This is a genomic window from Legionella spiritensis, assembly GCF_900186965.1.
Lineage (GTDB): Bacteria > Pseudomonadota > Gammaproteobacteria > Legionellales > Legionellaceae > Legionella_C > Legionella_C spiritensis.
In genome coordinates this window covers 3,137,352-3,154,775 of record NZ_LT906457.1, presented here as the reverse complement: position 1 = coordinate 3,154,775, position 17,424 = coordinate 3,137,352, and the positions used below count along the sequence as shown (strand labels likewise).

Below are 17,424 nucleotides of genomic sequence, written 5' to 3'. Positions count from 1 at the left end.
TATTCTGTACCGTTGGCAACAGGACAGAATCAGTGAAACGTTGTACTAGGTTCGTGAACAAAATTAATTACGGCTGCAAAAAGGCGTATGATTTGTCCCTTATTTGTAGCCGTCATGAAGGTGAAGTCGAAATGCGGGAAAACCGTTCACTTAGGCGCTCACCTGTTCTCCTGAGATAATATTAACCCGCAATACTACTTACGGGCTACCGTTCTTTTGTAAAAAATGGTGCCAGGACATTGTTGTTCACAGAGCCTAATCATCCGTCAGAAATGTTTGATTTTAAATCATTCGGTGTTCCCTTGCCTCGATGTATTTATGTCAGACGCGCCACGCGCTGGATCAGAGATCAGCAAACGGCATGACTGACAACCTGTTTGATGCCGTGGCTTATTGTAGCCAGGTTAAGAGGTAGATAAATCAGCAGGGAATTCCCGTTTTTATAGTCGGGATTTATAGTCAAATAATAATCAACATGCTCGTTTGTTTTATCTGGCGTAGGGAGGGTTGTGTCCAGAAAAGTTATTTGATTGCTGAGGAGCATCGGATGCTGCGGGCAGGATGACCAGCCGTTTTGCTGTTTTAAAAGTTTCACCAGCGCCAGGACGTGCTCCGGTATGACAATACCCCTACATGGATAAAAAACTTCCGCTTGTTCGGCAAGGAAGCGGTATTTGGCGGGGGTCGAGGCGTTTAAAAAAAGAACCAGTTCCTTTTCCGGATTTTCCAGTTTGTATTTCATTGCCTGAATCAAGCCGAATTTAGCGGCCTCATAGCTGATGCAATGGCGTGGATTATGGTACGTGCCTCCGGTAAATATGATAATTTCCCGTGAACGCATGAAAAGGGTTTCGCGGCACAGGCGAGAGAAGCCTGTCAATTTATCCTGATGGTCATAATAAAGAGCCAGATGACCCTGTTTGGAGATGCTGAGCACGTTGGCAAGGAACTCGTCATGGCTGACCGGCGTATAGTGTTGTCTGGTGAATCGTTCCAGTGTTTGAATGAGTGAATGGTCAAAAACGGTTGTTGCCGATTCTACTGTCAATATATCTGTTCGCGTAACAGGTGAAATGTCCATTTTCCCTCCCTGGAAAAATTTTAGGGACGTTGCTTATGTTCTGTACACTTAATCTCATCTATAAATTTGCAGGCCGGATTGTCTTTGACAGCCCGCCAAAATAATTCCGGTACGTACGCGGTTTGTCCACGGGATCCGGTTAGGAACAATCCCTAAATATAGTTAAGAATTATGAAAAGTCAAACGCCAAGAACCGATTTGACAAACGGAATGGTAATTTTGCGCTGGGCGGCCAGGGAGGCGTCGTCGAGTTGGTTAAGAATGCTTTGCAGGTCATGCATGTTGCGGGCACAGCGATTGATTAAAAATTGTGCGACACTCGTTGATAAATGAAACCCTCGTTTGTGCGCCTGCTCCTGAATGGTGACTATTTTTAAATCATCACTGAGTTCTTTAAGATGTACTACCAATCCCCAGGCCAGGCGCGAACGCAGATCAGGAAGCCGCACAGGAGACACTGTAGGAGCATGCTGCCCGCTGATTAGTAAACAGGCGTTATCATTATCACGTACCCGGTTGTAAAAATGAAAAAGGGCTTCTTCCCAATAAGCGTCACCGGCTACGGCATCAAGATTATCCAGCGCGATCAGATCATGCTGGCTCATTCCTTCAATACTGGCCGGGCCCCATTCCTTTAAGATATCCAGAGGAAGATAAATTGCCGAATCGTGTTTATAATAAGCACGACAACAGGCTTGCAGTAAATGGGATTTGCCGCTGCCGGGATTGCCCCAGATATAAACGAATGGTTCTCCCTGGCCCCGGATGATTTTTTCTATTTCCTGTTTCAGCAACGCCTGTTCGCCCCAGCAAAAATTGCTCAGGCAGGCCTGATGATTCAATTGAATGGCTAGTGTCTGTTGAATTTTCATTCTTGACGCGAACAGATGAATGATTGGGAGCCATTTTACGTTTGAATGAGTCGAATAGCGAGTCCTAATTTAACGAAATCCGTTGTAATACGATGCCAGTCAGACTCATTCGCAGCGTGCTATCACAACGTATTTGATTGTCCGGTCATTGAGGCAAGTGACTGATCTCACAGGCTTTTCTGCCCCAGCTCCAGACGTAGTATATGTAAGTAGCCGTAGTTGTGGCTGCGGTCAGGATTATCAAACTGGAGACCAGATAATTGCTGAATTCAAAATAGGCCAACTCAAACAGGCAAAGCGTTACAAGGGCCAGTTGCAGCGTGGTATTAATTTTGCTCAGGCGAGTGGGTTCAAAATCAATTTTGCGCTGAATCAGCCAAAACCAGGCCAGAACGCCTATGGAAATGGTCAAATCCCGTAAAAAAACCAGAATCACCAGCCACCAGGGGAGCCGGCCAATCAGGGCGAGAGAAATAAAGCTGGATGCAACCAGTAATTTATCAGCTAGCGGATCAATAAATGAACCGAGAAGGCTCTGCCAGTTAAAATGCCGGGCCAGCCACCCGTCTATGCCATCGGTCACCCCCGCCAGCAAAAATATATAGAACGCGTTGACGTAACTTCTCTGATAAAGATAAGCCAGAAACGGTATGATCAATATCAGGCGTAAAAAAGTTAACGCGTTAGGGGTGTGTTTTAGTATGGGGTGAGACACGGTAATGTATAATGACCTCATCTGTTTATGCCGGGAAAGCGCGGGATTATTTATCCTTACGGTTCGCTTTTCCAGTAGTAATTTGTACACAAGTTTATACAATCCTGTCCCGACTGTCACGTTGTTGATAAACGTGGATTAACCAGACGTGTCCCCGGCCATGCCAGGACACTGAGTAAACTGATGACGGTGAGTAGCAGCATGAACGGTGTGACACTTTGAATATTCAGCATGCTGCTGATTAAGCTGAATGATGCGGAAAAATTAAACTGACAAAACAGCGTAAGGGCTAGCGCGGTAGCCATTTGCTTGGGAAATGGCCGGACTGAAGCCGCTGTGGTGCAGGCTACAATGAATCCGGTGCCAAAATAATAGATGGTCATGGGAATGATAAACGTCAGTAACACGTTGCCGTGGGTCAGGGAAAACAACCACATGGCGCAGGCTGAAACCGCAAACAGCCGCACACCCAGAACAACCAGGTGGGCGCTGGTGAAATAGCGTATCAACAGCCCGCAAGCCGCGGTGCCCAGCATGTGCATAATCGCCATGATGGTTTTAATGGCTCCGTAATGAGAGACGCTGTAGCCGGCACCTTTAATCAGAATGAATGACGCGCTGGTGTTAAACGCCGATTCGCCGGCCATCATCAGGGCGGACACCAGAAGATAGCGCACAAAAAGCGTGTTGCGAAATACGAGCGAAATGCTGGAGCGCAAGGTAGGGATCGAAGCGTGGTAAGGCATCGTTTCCGGCATGATCCGACTGAAAATCAACAATAATAAACCATAGCCTGCCATGATGGTGGAAGCGACGCGCCAATTGCCAAAGCTGTTGATGACGCCACCCAGAAAAGGGAGAAAGCAAATCAATAAACCGGCCAGTGAAAACAGGAAGGCGAATTGTTGGGTTGCCTGTTGTTCGTTATGGGTGTCGTTTATCATCGCCCTGCCCATTAGAAGCGTGGCGCCAACCGCCAATCCTTGCAAAAAACGACAAATGAGTAGAACCGTCATGGAAGGACTCCAGGACGCCAGAAAATTACTGACCACATACAAGCCCAGGCCGGCTATAAACACCGGTTTCCGGCCCCGTCGCTCAGAAATACCGCTCCAAAAGAGCATGCTCAACGCTTTTCCTAACAGAAACAAACTGATTGTCAATTGGGCAATTCGCGGCGTGGTGTGAAAAGGGTCGCCAGTGCCGGCAAAGCCGGGGTCATGAAGTGAATACCCAGATTGCCAAGAAACCAGGTGAATAAAATCATCAGCCATGCGGATTTGTTCATAATTCCGCCCTCATGGACTGCCAGGACCAGCGTGATTTGCCAAATACCGTTAATGGGCCGTAACTGATAATCGCTATCAGGGCGTAAATGGCTGCAACCACCAAAAACAATTGCAGAAACGGTATAAATCCGGCCAGCCATCCTCCCAATAGCAACCCTGCGAGATTACCCAGCTTGGCAAAGGAATTGGCTATTCCGATGGCGTAACCCTGTCGTTGGTGATGATCACTGATTAACGCAAACAAGGCCGGTAAAATGGCGGCCATAATGACACCCCACCCTATCCGAACGACGGACAGGAGAAAAAGATTGGTGGCGAAGGCGTGGCCCAGCATGATGAGCGTGCCAAGAAGGCTGTAACTGATAAGATATTGCTTGACCATGGCCGGATTGGTTCGGCATCGATCAAACTGACGTCCACTCCATTCCGCGCTGCATAACATGCCGACTGCCGGCAGTGAATAGAGCAAACCAACCCATAAAACGTTGGCATGAAAAAGTTTGTTGAGTGCCAGTGTAAATACGGGATCGGTCAGAAATTTGGCAATCTGGGTCATGGTAATCATGAGACACAGGATGAGAAATACGCTGCCGCCCAAGGACATGGGCCTGGCTAATGATGGCGGCGTTGCAGTCGGGTGTGTGGTGGTTCGCCGTACGGATGGCAGCGTGTGTTGCATAAAGAGAGTGGTCAGCAGACACAACAGCATGGCGACGGTATAAAGACCTCGATAACCGAACAAGGTCAAAAACAGGCCGCCGGTGATGCCTGCCAGTGTCGTAGCAATGGCTTTGGCCGATTGCAGGCGAGCCAGTTGTCGGCTTTTATGTTGCCATTCGCATTGTGACAGGGCATAGGTTTGCATGGCCACAATAAAGCCGGCAAACGCGCCCTGAATAAGGCGTACTATCAGAATCCAGGTGGCGGATTCGGCAAAAATCATTAACGCCTGGGTCAATACCAGCACCCAGGCCGCCCGCATCAGCATGGGTTTATAGCCCCATTTATCAGCGGCCATACCCCAGACAGGACCCATGATGATATTAGCCAGCATCGGAAGAGCCAGAGCCAGGGTGCTGTATAATACCGTCGACGCCATTGTCATATTCGCTTGTCTGGCGATCAACAAGGGCAGGAACGGGTTGGTCATTTCCAAAGCCAGTAACATAATAAACTGGCTGAGCAGGATATTGGTTTGCAAACGATTATTCATGAAAGCAACTCAACGGATTGCTGGCGGCAACAAACAAGTCAGGTAGGTTGCCTTGCACAAGACGCATGGATAACAGACTTTTATGCTGCCAGGCCTGGACAAGAAGTTTTTGCCGGTAACATTGAAATATAGCCGGATGGGTTTCCGGTGCGAGTCGGTTCAGCAACGTTTTTAATGTTTTATAAACAATACGCCACAGATCCTGCCCGGCAATGCCGTAATGCTGATTGATGCTCCGGATCCAATGCGCCAGGTTGCTCTGCAGATTGCCATGGATAAATTTATTGGCTACGTCCTCGAGATGATTGGTCGTAATGGTTGAGTCCGGATGGAAAACGGGTTTTGCAAGGTCATCATAAAGGGCGTGTGTGCAAATCCTGACACCACCAAGATCACGAATAACCAGTGCTGCCGGTCTGTGATCTTCAAAACATACCAGGGTATTTTGCTGATGGCTTTCCAGGGCAATGCCGTAGCGAAGCATCAGATGCAGCTGTCCCGTTAAAACACAACGACAGTATTGGGTAAAATATTGTTCCGGCGCCACGCCGCTTGCATCAATAATTTCGGTAAGCAGCGGCCTGCCGCCAAACGGAGTGGGGGCGAATAAGGCGGCAAGCGGTACCAGACGTTGGGTTTGAGTAATCCATTGCAGTGGATTTTCCCGGATAATCAGAGCCAGTTGATTTTTCTGATGATGGGGGATCGATGGATGGTTAAGATTGATCCCGGCCATATCTTTGGCTAAATAGAGTTGTTGCCGGTAATAATCGTGTTGCGCCAACAGGCCCGACACCCAGGCGGATAAAGGCGGTCCGTTATGAACGGAGGCCGGTGATACCGTGCGCAATGCGGATGTGGTGTGCACGGCCGTCGCGAGCTTGAGGTGGCAGACGTTGTTTCCCTCGGGCATCATGGTGCGGAAGGACATCGTTGGCCTGGTCATTTGATGGTGTGGTACAAAGAGTAACTCTTTCTGATCGAGTAACTCCGAGTGTAACTCCTGGATTTTGTTGCGCCACTGCCAGGGATGAATGGGGAGTGGGTAATAATCGTCCGGATTAAATTGTTTGAAACGAAGGTTCTCTGCCCAGAGACGATGTTCCCGCGGAAATTGTTCGGCCAGTAATTGCGGGTAAGTAGTGGAATAATGCGTTAAATTGGCCCTGTCCCGACGTAAGGCTCCCCAGTGGATAGCTACTTTTGCATTGAATTCAGGCGAATATTGCATGATTTCACGACGGCTGAAACCTGATTTACAGCGGAAATTGGGATGATGGGGATGGCCGGTACATCCCCATTGTTCCAGCAGTTCAACCGTTTCCTGGGCATTGTATTGCTGGCTCATCCATTGCCACATCGAACCAAAGGGAGCGGCCTGGTGAAGAATACTTTCCTGCCATCGTTGACGGTAGGCAAGCGCAAGGGCCTCGTTGGCAATGCTTTCATTCAGTTCTTTTTGCAGTGACTGCCATTGATAAAAAACACTGCCGGGCCGGGACTTAGCCATCTTGGCCTGCAACTGTTCAAGAAAATCATGGGCATGGTGGCTGGCGATGGGATGTTCTATTAATTGCTCTGTCAATGCCGCCTGTTGCAGCCGCAGCAGACAATCATGATGAACCCGGGTGATGAAATGTTCCACCGCGCTTTGCGGGAGTCCTATCCCTATTTCAAACAATAAAAATCGCAGATGATGGCTTAATTCATGAAAATTTCCATATGCGAGTGCCATAATATGATTCTCCATCGATACCGTCTATACAGGTAAATATAAATGATAATCATTCTCATTTGCAAGTAAAATTTATTGATTTTTCTAGGTTCTGTGAACAAATTTTTTCGCAAAGCGAAAATGTGGATAATTGAGTGCCATTATGTCTTTGAATGAGGCGAATAGCTGGCTCTATTTAACGAATTCAAAGACATAATGGCGCCAATTAGCCGCATTTGCAGCTGGGAAAATTTTTGTTCACAGAGCCTAGAGGCTGTCTACCGTTTCATAGTGACGCGTTGCCGCAGGATAGGGATTCCCGCCTTCGCGGGAAGGATGAGTCGGTCAAATACAAGGGGAAACTAATCGTCCCTTTTCCGATAAATAATGGCGGTGTTCCCTATCAATTGCACCAGCTCCGCCTGTAATTGAGTGCACAATTCATGGGCTATCACTGGCCGGTCTTCTTTTTCAGTTCCGTTCATTTTAACCTTGATCAGTTCATGGGTCTGCAAGGCGAGATGAGTTTCTTCAACAACCGGTTGAGTCAATCCTTTGGCGCCAATAAGAATAACGGGTTTTAAATGATGGGCTTTCGCCTTGAGTTGTTGTCTAAAAGCGGTATCCACGACAATTCCTGCAAAATAAATGGCGAATTATTGCACGTTTTGCTGGGAAACGGTAGTAAATTTAAGTATCATGTGTACTTGTTTTCAATTTTTTTTCAACGATGCCACGCTCGAAAAGCAGTAAAAAATGGTTGCAAGAGCATTTTGAAGATGTTTACGTCAAAAAAGCCCGGACCGACGGTTATCGAAGCCGGGCTGTCTATAAACTGCAGGAAATCGATATCAAGGAACAATTGCTGAAGCCTGGCATGACGATTGTTGATTTGGGCGCCGCACCGGGCGGCTGGACACAGTATGCCAGCGAAAAGCTGCAAGGACACGGCCGGATTGTGGCTCTGGACTTGCTGCCGATGGACGCCCTGCCGGGTGTTGAGTTTATTCAAGGCGATTTTTGTGAAGATGATGTATTGCAGCAATTGATAAATTTGATTCCCGAACGTAAAGTAGACTTGCTTTTATCGGATATGGCCCCAAATATGAGTGGTTCGGCCGCCATAGATATCCCGCGCGCCATGTATCTGGTGGAACTCGCTTTCGATTTCGCCGGGAAAATGTTAAAGCCGGGGGGAGCCATGCTGATAAAAATTTTTCATGGTGCCGGGTTTGATGAAGTAATCAAACTGGCCAGGTCGCATTTTGACAAGGTGGTCATTCGTAAACCGATGGCTTCACGTTCTCGCTCGCGGGAAACCTATTTGCTGGCGAAGGGCTATAATTTATAGTAACTTTATCGTTCTATCGTCGTAGTAATACGCATAATCGAGGTTAATACTTTGAACGACATGGTAAAAAATCTGTTTCTCTGGCTTATCATAGCCATCGTCCTGGTCTCTGTGTTCAGCAATTTTGGCCCGCGCCATGCCGACACGCAAAAATTATCGTATAGCCAGTTTTTGAAAGAAGTTGAGCAAGGTTCTATCAATACGGTGACCGTTGAAGATGGTCGTGTTATCAAGGGTATGACCAAGAAAAATCAGCGTTTTGTGACGTATATGCCGATGCAGGATGACGCTTTGCTTGGCGAATTGTTAAAAAACAAGGTGGATGTCAGCGGTCAGGAAAAACAACAGGAAAGCTTCCTGCTCCACATTTTTATCAACTGGTTCCCTATGCTATTGTTGATTGGAGTCTGGTTTTTCTTTATGCGCCAGATGCAGGGCGGAGGCGGTCGTGGCGCTATGTCCTTTGGCCGCTCGCGTGCCCGTTTGCTCGGTGAAGATCAGGTCAAGGTCACGTTTGCGGATGTCGCCGGTGTTGATGAAGCCAAGGAAGAGGTCAAGGAACTGGTTGATTTTTTGCGTGATCCAACCAAATTTCAGAACCTTGGCGGTCGTATTCCCAAGGGTGTTTTGCTCGTGGGGTCGCCGGGAACCGGTAAAACCTTGTTAGCTAAAGCCGTTGCCGGTGAGGCGAAAGTGCCCTTTTTCACCATTTCCGGCTCGGATTTCGTGGAAATGTTTGTGGGTGTCGGTGCTTCCCGGGTGCGTGATATGTTTGAGCAAGCCAAGAAACACGCTCCCTGCATTATTTTCATAGATGAAATTGACGCCGTTGGCCGTCATCGTGGCGCAGGTCTTGGTGGCGGGCATGACGAGCGTGAGCAGACGCTGAACCAGTTGCTGGTGGAAATGGACGGATTTGAAGGTAATGAAGGGGTAATAGTCGTTTCCGCAACCAACCGCCCTGACGTGCTTGACCCTGCCTTGTTACGGCCAGGCCGTTTCGATCGCCAGGTCGTTGTGCCATTGCCGGATATCCGGGGGCGTGAGCAAATTTTAAAAGTGCATCTCAAGAAAGTACCTGTTGAGAAAGACGTTGAAGTGATGCCTGTCGCACGGGGTACACCAGGATTTTCAGGCGCGGATCTGGCTAATCTGGTCAATGAGGCTGCCCTGTTCGCGGCACGGGCCAATAAAAGAAAAGTCAGTATGATTGAGCTTGACAAGGCGAAAGATAAAATCATGATGGGTGCGGAGCGCCGCTCCATGGTTATGGATGAAGGTGAGAAAAAATTAACCGCCTACCATGAAGCGGGACACGCTATTGTCGGACTGTCCGTTCCCGAGCATGACCCGGTATACAAGGTCTCGATTATTCCTCGTGGAAGGGCGCTGGGCGTGACCATGTTTCTGCCTGAACAGGACAGGTATAGCCATAGCAAGCGTCGCCTGGAAAGCCAGCTATGCAGTTTGTTTGGCGGACGAATTGCCGAAGAGTTAATTTTTGGTGCCGACAGCGTGACTACCGGCGCTTCCAATGACATCATGCGTTCTACTGAAATTGCCCGGAAGATGGTCACTACCTGGGGGTTGTCCGATATGGGTCCCTTGACGTTCGGCGAAGAGGAAGGCGAAGTTTTCCTTGGACGCAGCGTCAGTCAGCATAAAGAAATTTCCGACAAGACAGCACAGCGTATTGACGAGGAAGTTCGCAAAATCATTGATAGAAATTATCAACGTGCCAGGCAAATTCTGGAAACCAATCTTGACAAGCTGCATATGATGGCCGAAGGATTGATAAAATATGAAACCATTGACGCCAAACAGATTGAGGAAATCATGTCCGGCAAGAACCCTTCTCCTCCGGATGACTGGGAATCCGTAAAAACAACGGAAAGTGATCAGAAGGATTCCAAGGAAGAATCCAAAATCATTAACGGTAAAACCGTTGATCACCCTGCCGGCGAGCATTAATTAAACTCAAAGGCCGCCCGCCTATGTTGAGGGTCGGGTGGTCTGACTTTGAGAAACATAGTGAATAATCAGTATTTTCTAAATTGGCTTCACAATTATTCTAATGCCCCTGATACAACTTATGTGCAGAAACCGTTGCTTATGGGGATACTGAATATTACGCCTGATTCCTTTTCGGATGGCGGTTGTTTCACGAACCCTGATGCGGCACTCGAACAAGCCCTGCGCATGGTGGAGGCTGGTGCGGATATTATTGACGTAGGCGGTGAATCATCGAGGCCCGGTGCATTATCCGTTACCTCGGAGCAGGAAATAGACCGGATTGTGCCGGTGATTGAACGTATACGACGTGAAAGCGATGTGTGTCTGTCCATTGACACCACCAAGGCGGACGTGATGTGTGCCGGCATTGAAGCCGGTGCTAATCTGATTAATGATATCAGTGCACTTTCCGGAGATGGTTCCCTGGAGATGGCGGCGAGACTGGCTGTCCCTGTTTGCCTGATGCATATGCGTGGTAAACCGGCCACCATGCAGGAAAATCCTTACTATAGTAAAGATATAGTAGAGGAAATTAACGATTTTTTTATAGAACGGATGACGGCATGTCTGCAGGCGGGAATACCTCGTGAACGGTTGATTCTCGATCCGGGCTTTGGTTTCGGTAAAACGGTTCAGCATAATTTGCAGTTAACCAGACATATACAAGGCTTCCGAATACATGGCCTGCCGATACTGTTAGGCGCATCACGAAAAAGCACTCTGGGTACCGTATTGAATAAAGCGGTGGATGAGCGGCTAATGGCCGGTATTGCGATAGCGGTTTATGCCGGACTTCAGGGCGTTGCGATCATACGGACACACGATGTGGATGAAACCAGCCAGGCTTTGTCCATGCTGGATGCCATGATGCAAGTAAACATAGAACATGATGAGGTAAGATAGGATGAGTCAACGCAAATATTTCGGTACCGACGGGATTCGCGGTCAGGTCGGTATGTCCAATGTTAATCCGGAATTTATGTTGAAATTGGGTTGGGCCTTGGGAAGAGTGCTCGGGAACGGCCAGCGTAAAAAAGTGATCATCGGTAAAGATACCCGTGTATCAGGCTATATGCTGGAATCCGCTCTGGAGGCCGGATTATCGGCGGCCGGTGTGGATGTTGACTTGTTAGGGCCAATGCCTACCCCGGGCATTGCCTATTTAACCCAGACACTGCGTGCCAGCGCCGGTATTGTCATTAGTGCGTCGCATAATCCCTTTGAAGATAACGGCATCAAGTTTTTCTCGGCAAACGGCAGCAAATTACCTGATGCCCTGGAGTTGGCGATAGAGGCTGAAATTGAAAAACCCCTGCAGATGGCAGCACCTTTCGATCTTGGCAAGGCAAAGCGAATCAATGACGCGCCCGGCCGCTATATTGAATTCTGCAAAGCCACCATCCCGTCCATGACCCGTCTGACCGGCCTGAAGATAGCGGTGGATTGTGCCAATGGGGCAACGTATCATATCGCTCCCAACGTGTTTAGCGAGCTGGGCGCTGAAGTGGTTGTCATTGGGGATAAACCGGATGGATTTAATATTAATCAGCAATGCGGTTCAACCGCGCCGGAAGCGCTACGGCAAAAAGTTCTGGAAACAAAAGCCGATCTTGGTATTGCCCTGGATGGCGATGGCGATCGCGTCCTGATGATTGATGCCGAAGGCCGATTGGTTGACGGCGATCAACTGATTTTTATCATTGCCAGAGACCGTCATCTGCGAGGAATCCTGCACGGCGGGGTTGTGGGCACCTTAATGAGTAATTTCGGGCTGGAAAAAGCCGTTCAAGCCATGGGCGTTCCCTTTTTGCGTACGAAAGTGGGTGATCGTTATGTGCTGGAGGCACTTAAGGAAAACGACTGGAAAATTGGAGGGGAACCGTCCGGACATATTGTCTGTCTCGATAAAACCACCACGGGTGATGGCATTATCGCCGCCCTGCAGGTTCTGGCTTGCATGGTTAAACAGGAGAAAACATTACGGCAGTTAACCGAAGGCATACAACTGTTGCCCCAGAAATTAATCAATATTAAAACCAACGTGGCCCAGGAGTTGGCCATCAATCCCAAGGTGATGGGGTTGGTCGAGGATGTAAGCAAGCAATTAAATAACAGCGGCCGGGTTCTGTTACGTCCCTCGGGTACCGAGCCTTTGTTAAGGTTGATGGTGGAGGGTATGGACGATCAGGAGGTGTGCCGTCATGCCGAACATCTGCGTGATGAAATTGTTTTCATTGCCCAGGCTAGTGGATAGTATATTTTATAAAAAAATGACTTTTACCCCATTTTTTTATTAAGGAACGGTAGCCTGCAAGGAGCACAGCGGATTGCGGGAAGGCGTGTAACAGAAATCCCGCATCTCGGCTTTGCCTTCATGACGGACTACAGGAACTGGAGCCCCGGACATGCTGCCATTTCATTCAGGCCGTACACGCTATTAATTCCTGATGGGTCGTTTCCAGCAATTGTGTGGTATGGGTCGGAACGAAGAAAAAGCGATGGCGGTAGTTTTCTTCCGGCTGTCGACGAATCAATCCCAGAATAGACGTGCAAAATTCAGCCAGCCATTCCACAATTTTCAGGAAACCCCGATGGCGTTGCAAGCTTTCATAACGAGGATCGTTCAGGTTGTTAATGAAATTCTCCGGCAAGTCTTCAGGGCTCCCGTCTTCAATCTGTAAGGCAATTTGGTGCAGGTTGTCCGTTGCCTGTTTCAGCAAGGCTGCCTCGCGAGGGTGGTTATCCGCCATTTTGCCCTGTTGCCTTTGCAGTCGTTGCAATTGTTCCTGTAATTTTTCGTTTTTGAGAGGGGATAAATCATCCGGGTTAATCGGCAAGGCCGGCTTCAAAGCAAGCAAGGTATCGCAGTCTCGCTCAGGATCCGGACATAATTGCCGGTAACGCTGTAATACCGCATAGGGCGCCGAGGCATCGGGGTGTTGTAATTCAAAGTGGATGTCACGCAACAGTTGAATGCTTTGCAGTTTAAGTTTTTCATCACCATCCTGATTGATCAAGACCTCATATAGTCTCCGGTACCATCTATACCAATCAGGCGGCATGTTCTTCTGCAACTGACGGATTTTTTCATCCTGTTTGCCAAGCGTCTCCTGGTAGGGATGCCGTTCCGATGAGAAAGATTCGGATTCGAAGATTGCCGGCAGGCTATCCGGTTTGGTAGAAACATGAAGATCACTGAGTTTTTCCGCTTCAACACGGGCGAGCCTCTCAATGAAAGGACAAACAGCTTTCTGTGCCTCCAGATTTTTTTGTTCAAGTTCGTCTAATGAGCCCAGGCGTTTTAGTTCCGATTGCAGGGCACGGATGGATTTTTTGAGCGTCAATAGCAGTTTGTTGCAATCTTCCACTCTGATATGGGCATCGTTGCGCCTTTTTGCAATAGCCAGATATTTCTCACAGGATCGGATAGATTGCTCCAGATAGTCCAGCTTTTCCCTACGTACCTGACGGGCATTTTTATCATCGCGCAATATTTTAATGTCGTTAAACAAATCTTCCTCTAAAATGGAAGTAATCTCGTATCTGGTTCGTAATTCCGCATTGCATCCGGCCGTTTTTTGATAATTGATCAACAGGTTAATGCCTTTCTCCAGCTGATCTTTATTATCAGACAATTTCTGCTGAAAATTGATAAAATTTCGCAAGAGTTCAATATTGTCCATATCTTCGGAAAACAGATATTCCTTATCGGGATAGATTAATTGCGCGGCTTCGTTTAATAATCGCGAGGCGTGATAGTGAATTTCCTCCGTTTTGGCGCAGGGCACTGCTTCTGATTTTAGTGTTTCAGCATGTTTCAGTTGAGTAGTAAGGATTTCAAATTGTTGTTGCAATTGATGTTGCCTGTGCAGAGCAAGGGTAAATTGAAAGTGCTTGTTTATTTTTAGGGCAGATTCTTTCGAAGATAAATCTTCCGGATCAGCGGGTGTCTCCCATCGAACCAATGAGCCAACTTTTTGAGGGATACTCGTGACCCAGCCGGTTATAGCAGTTTTAACGTCATATAAGGTAGTCATATAACCCTGGTTCCGGATATATTCTTCCTTGTCCGTTGCATCTATGTATTGCTGAAGTAACGTATTCCTATCGATGCTCTCAATATCCATACTCTTCATGCCCATTTCAATCTCAAGCAAATGACACCTGGTTTCCTCGATTTTCCTGGTTGTATTTGAAATTTTATCCCCTATTTCCTTGGTTGATATACTCTGTGCCAGCTGTTGGTGTGACCTGGAAAGTTGTTGCAGAAGATCGTCATATCGCTTCTTTTCCCCCTCAAAATTCACGCGGGTTTCCTGCAGATTACGCGGCATGTACGATACAACAAACAAACCCAGTTCCTTTATCTGATTTTTGATGTCTAAAAGCGCGAGATTATTCTCATAAAGCATGATAAGCGCGTTTTTCTGCAATAACTGTTTTTGCTCCTCTACCAGCTTGTAATGATGATCCTGGACCAGTTTGTCATCCCAGGTGTCTGAAGCGATATAAATGGCTCTCAAGGGATCTTCCGTCTGTTGCTCGGCTGCATAATGCTGGTAAATTGCCGTATATTTTCTTTTGAGCTGGCTTTCCAGTTCTGAAAGGGTCTTTTCAACCCCTCTCTTAAGACGGATTTCCTTTGCGGCTTGCCCTTTATCTTCGGCTAATTTTTTCTGATAGGTGTGAAAAAGATGAAGATTGACGCGGGACTTCTGCCAATCTTCCAAATGAGCCGCAATTTCTCCAAGCAATTGCCATTGCTCGAGCATGTCTTCAGGTATGCTTTCCCTGGATTCAAACAGTTGCCTGTTTTCTTCAAAAAGTTTGTGAATGGTTATAAATTCAATAGGCTGCTTTAGCGTAAGCAGTTGAGATATAAATCCTTGAAGCTGTTCTTTCACGGGAAACCTCCTGGTACCTACCGGTTAAAACATGCGAATGTACTCTGATGGATGGGAAGCCATGATTTATAATCAGGCAACTTGTTAATAAAAATCAAGTAAAATACTAGGATTTATGCAAGCATTACGGTATATTGCGCGCGTTAATAACTGGAGTCGTCATGAGGAAGCGAATCGTAGCGGGAAACTGGAAGATGAATGGCAGCACATCCTTTGTCACCGGTTTGCTTATGGAACTGCTACAACTTTTTGAGCATCTGGAGCCCAAATGCGAGTGTGTGGTTATGCCGCCCGCCATCTTTTTGCCTATGGTACAGAACCTGTTACAGGAGCGGGGAATTCAATGGGGCGCTCAAAATGTTTATCCCGCCGAGTCGGGTGCTTATACCGGGGAACATTCCGGCTCCATGCTTAATAATTACAATTGTACCTATGTCCTTACCGGCCACTCCGAGCGAAGAAAACTCTTCGGTGAGGATGAAAAATTTGTCGCAGATAAATACCACCATGTTAAAGAACATGGTATGATACCCATTCTTTGTGTGGGAGAAACCTGGCAAGAACGCCAGCAAGATCAAACCGGGGAAATCCTGGCACGTCAGATTCTGGCGGTCGCTGAACGTGATCGGCAATGTTTCAGGGGAGGCGTGATTGCCTATGAACCGGTCTGGGCCATTGGCACCGGACAGACGGCGACCCCTGAGCAGGCGCAGGAAACCCACGCATTTATCAGACAATTGATTCGTAAGTTTGATCCGGATGTTGCCGATAGCGTATCGCTTCTTTATGGCGGCAGTGTGAATGAAATGAACGCAGAGTCTCTGTTTTCAATGCCGGATGTAGACGGCGGGTTAGTTGGCGGCGCATCTCTGAATGCGAAACAGTTTGTGGAAATTGTCAAATGTATCAATTAATTTTAATCATACATGTGTTGGTGGCGATAGTGCTGATTGGCCTGGTACTAATCCAGCACGGAAAAGGTGCCGATATTGGTGCGGCCTTTGGTTCCGGCGCCTCCAATACCGTATTCGGAAGCCAGGGTACCGGAGGGTTTCTGTTTAAATTAACCGGGGGTTTGGCGCTGACATTTTTTGTGACCAGTCTGTCCTTGTCCTATATGGTTACAATGCAGTATAAAAAAGCGGAGCAACAGGCTATCCCTCAACAAACTCAGGAAAGCAGTGTGCCTGTACCGGTTAATAGCGAGAAAAGTGGAAAACAATAATTAAAACTTGCCGAAGTGGTGGAATTGGTAGACACGCCGTCTTGAGGGGGCGGTGGCGTAAGCCGTGCCGGTTCGAGTCCGGCCTTCGGCACCATTTATCAGAGCGATACAAATGATACTATCTCACTATTTGCCAGTATTAGTCTTTATTATCATAGCCTTGGTCTTAGGCGTAGTCATGCTGACCGCCAGCACCATACTCGCCAAGCACAAGCCCGACGCGGCTAAAAATTCGCCTTACGAATGCGGTTTCGGTGCTTTTGAAAGTTCACACCTGCCATTTGATGTGCGATTCTATCTTGTTGCTATACTGTTTATTATTTTTGATTTGGAAACGGCTTTTTTCTTTCCATGGGCGTTGGTTTTGCGCAAAATTGGCTGGTTTGGCTTCACCGCCATGATGATTTTTCTTGGCCTCCTGGTCATCGGCTTTATTTATGAGTGGAAACGAGGGGCGCTTGAATGGGAATGATGAACCCGGATCTCCGGTCAATTCAGTGATACCTGTTACCTGGTTTCAATTGAACCGCATTATCTATTATAGAGGCTTGCTATGGCTGTCGCAGAATTGCAGAAAAATGGCTTTGTCACAACCACGGTAGAGAAGCTGGCCGGTTGGGCGCGCAGCGGCTCGATGTGGCCGATGACGTTTGGATTGGCTTGCTGTGCCGTCGAAATGATGCACGTTGGTGCCGCGCGTTATGATCTGGATCGTTTTGGAATTATTTTCAGACCCAGTCCCCGTCAGTCCGACGTCATGATCGTTGCCGGAACCTTATGCAATAAAATGGCCCCCGCCTTGCGCCGCGTATACGATCAAATGCCGGAACCAAGATGGGTGATCTCCATGGGATCGTGCGCCAATGGCGGCGGTTACTACCACTATTCCTATTCCGTTGTGAGAGGGTGTGATCGCATCGTCCCGGTGGATGTTTATGTACCGGGTTGCCCGCCTACGGCCGAGGCTCTTTTATACGGTATTATTCAATTACAAAATAAAATCAGGCGAAAACCTGTTATTGAAGTATAAACCGGCACAGGTAATTA

Annotated in this window: 17 protein-coding genes and 1 tRNA gene; 9 read left to right on the top strand and 9 right to left on the bottom strand. The window is 47.8% G+C overall.

Annotated features, from left to right (window positions below):
- Positions 1–349: 349 nt before the first annotated feature.
- From CKW05_RS14405 to yhbY, 8 genes are all read right to left on the bottom strand, one after another.
- Positions 350–1,081 (bottom strand): hypothetical protein, encoded by a 732-nt coding sequence (locus CKW05_RS14405; RefSeq protein ID WP_058482849.1) that lies wholly within the window; start codon positions 1,079–1,081, stop codon positions 350–352.
- A gap of 179 nt (positions 1,082–1,260) precedes the next feature.
- Positions 1,261–1,953, bottom strand: a complete 693-nt coding sequence (gene hda / locus CKW05_RS14400; protein ID WP_058482848.1) for a DnaA regulatory inactivator Hda — start codon at positions 1,951–1,953, stop codon at positions 1,261–1,263.
- Between the two features lie 145 nt (positions 1,954–2,098).
- Entirely contained in the window at positions 2,099–2,689 is a 591-nt protein-coding gene (locus CKW05_RS14395; RefSeq protein ID WP_058483002.1) for a CDP-alcohol phosphatidyltransferase family protein, read from the bottom strand.
- A gap of 95 nt (positions 2,690–2,784) precedes the next feature.
- A complete protein-coding gene (locus CKW05_RS14390) occupies positions 2,785–3,819 on the bottom strand; it encodes an MFS transporter (protein WP_269457750.1) in 1,035 nt (344 codons plus the stop codon).
- 8 nt (positions 3,820–3,827) lie between these two features.
- On the bottom strand, positions 3,828–3,956 hold the full coding sequence (locus CKW05_RS15605; RefSeq protein ID WP_269457746.1) for a hypothetical protein: 129 nt from the start codon (positions 3,954–3,956) through the stop codon (positions 3,828–3,830).
- Positions 3,953–5,170: an MFS transporter gene (locus CKW05_RS14385; protein WP_065238380.1), complete on the bottom strand. Its 1,218-nt coding sequence runs from the start codon at positions 5,168–5,170 to the stop codon at positions 3,953–3,955. The genes CKW05_RS15605 and CKW05_RS14385 overlap by 4 nt, the downstream gene beginning before the upstream one ends.
- Positions 5,163–6,905, bottom strand: coding sequence for an IucA/IucC family protein (locus tag CKW05_RS14380; RefSeq protein ID WP_058482846.1), 1,743 nt, complete (start codon positions 6,903–6,905; stop codon positions 5,163–5,165). Before CKW05_RS14380 ends, CKW05_RS14385 begins: the two co-directional genes overlap by 8 nt.
- A gap of 341 nt (positions 6,906–7,246) precedes the next feature.
- A complete protein-coding gene (gene yhbY, locus CKW05_RS14375; RefSeq protein ID WP_058482845.1) occupies positions 7,247–7,513 on the bottom strand; it encodes a ribosome assembly RNA-binding protein YhbY in 267 nt (88 codons plus the stop codon).
- 101 nt (positions 7,514–7,614) lie between these two features.
- Between yhbY and rlmE the strand changes: the two genes are divergently transcribed.
- The 4 genes from rlmE to glmM are packed head-to-tail and all read left to right on the top strand — an operon-like array spanning position 7,615 to position 12,502.
- Positions 7,615–8,235 carry a 23S rRNA (uridine(2552)-2'-O)-methyltransferase RlmE gene (gene rlmE / locus CKW05_RS14370; RefSeq protein ID WP_058482844.1) on the top strand — a complete coding sequence of 207 codons (621 nt, stop codon included), beginning with the start codon at positions 7,615–7,617 and terminating at the stop codon, positions 8,233–8,235.
- 60 nt (positions 8,236–8,295) lie between these two features.
- Entirely contained in the window at positions 8,296–10,206 is a 1,911-nt protein-coding gene (gene ftsH / locus CKW05_RS14365) for an ATP-dependent zinc metalloprotease FtsH (protein ID WP_058482843.1), read from the top strand.
- Between the two features lie 60 nt (positions 10,207–10,266).
- Positions 10,267–11,151 carry a dihydropteroate synthase gene (gene folP, locus CKW05_RS14360; protein WP_058482842.1) on the top strand — a complete coding sequence of 295 codons (885 nt, stop codon included), beginning with the start codon at positions 10,267–10,269 and terminating at the stop codon, positions 11,149–11,151.
- Between the two features lies 1 nt (position 11,152).
- Entirely contained in the window at positions 11,153–12,502 is a 1,350-nt protein-coding gene (glmM, locus tag CKW05_RS14355) for a phosphoglucosamine mutase (RefSeq protein ID WP_058482841.1), read from the top strand.
- A 166-nt stretch (positions 12,503–12,668) separates the two neighbouring features.
- On the opposite strand, the gene CKW05_RS14350 is transcribed toward glmM, so the two are convergent.
- The gene (locus CKW05_RS14350; protein WP_058482840.1) at positions 12,669–15,152 is read right to left on the bottom strand and encodes a hypothetical protein; all 2,484 of its coding nucleotides are present in this window, start codon (positions 15,150–15,152) and stop codon (positions 12,669–12,671) included.
- A gap of 161 nt (positions 15,153–15,313) precedes the next feature.
- On the opposite strand from CKW05_RS14350, the gene tpiA reads away from it, so the two are divergent.
- The 5 genes from tpiA to CKW05_RS14325 all read left to right on the top strand — a co-directional run bounded on the left by tpiA (position 15,314) and on the right by CKW05_RS14325 (position 17,407).
- A complete protein-coding gene (tpiA, locus tag CKW05_RS14345) occupies positions 15,314–16,066 on the top strand; it encodes a triose-phosphate isomerase (protein ID WP_058482839.1) in 753 nt (250 codons plus the stop codon).
- Entirely contained in the window at positions 16,054–16,377 is a 324-nt protein-coding gene (gene secG / locus CKW05_RS14340) for a preprotein translocase subunit SecG (protein ID WP_058482838.1), read from the top strand. Before tpiA ends, secG begins: the two co-directional genes overlap by 13 nt.
- Before the next feature lie 9 nt (positions 16,378–16,386).
- A tRNA-Leu gene (locus CKW05_RS14335) sits at positions 16,387–16,471 on the top strand.
- A 21-nt stretch (positions 16,472–16,492) separates the two neighbouring features.
- Complete coding sequence (locus tag CKW05_RS14330; RefSeq protein WP_058483001.1) at positions 16,493–16,849, top strand: NADH-quinone oxidoreductase subunit A; 357 nt, start codon at positions 16,493–16,495, stop codon at positions 16,847–16,849.
- 81 nt (positions 16,850–16,930) lie between these two features.
- A complete protein-coding gene (locus tag CKW05_RS14325) occupies positions 16,931–17,407 on the top strand; it encodes a NuoB/complex I 20 kDa subunit family protein (protein WP_058482837.1) in 477 nt (158 codons plus the stop codon).
- Positions 17,408–17,424: the final 17 nt, after the last annotated feature.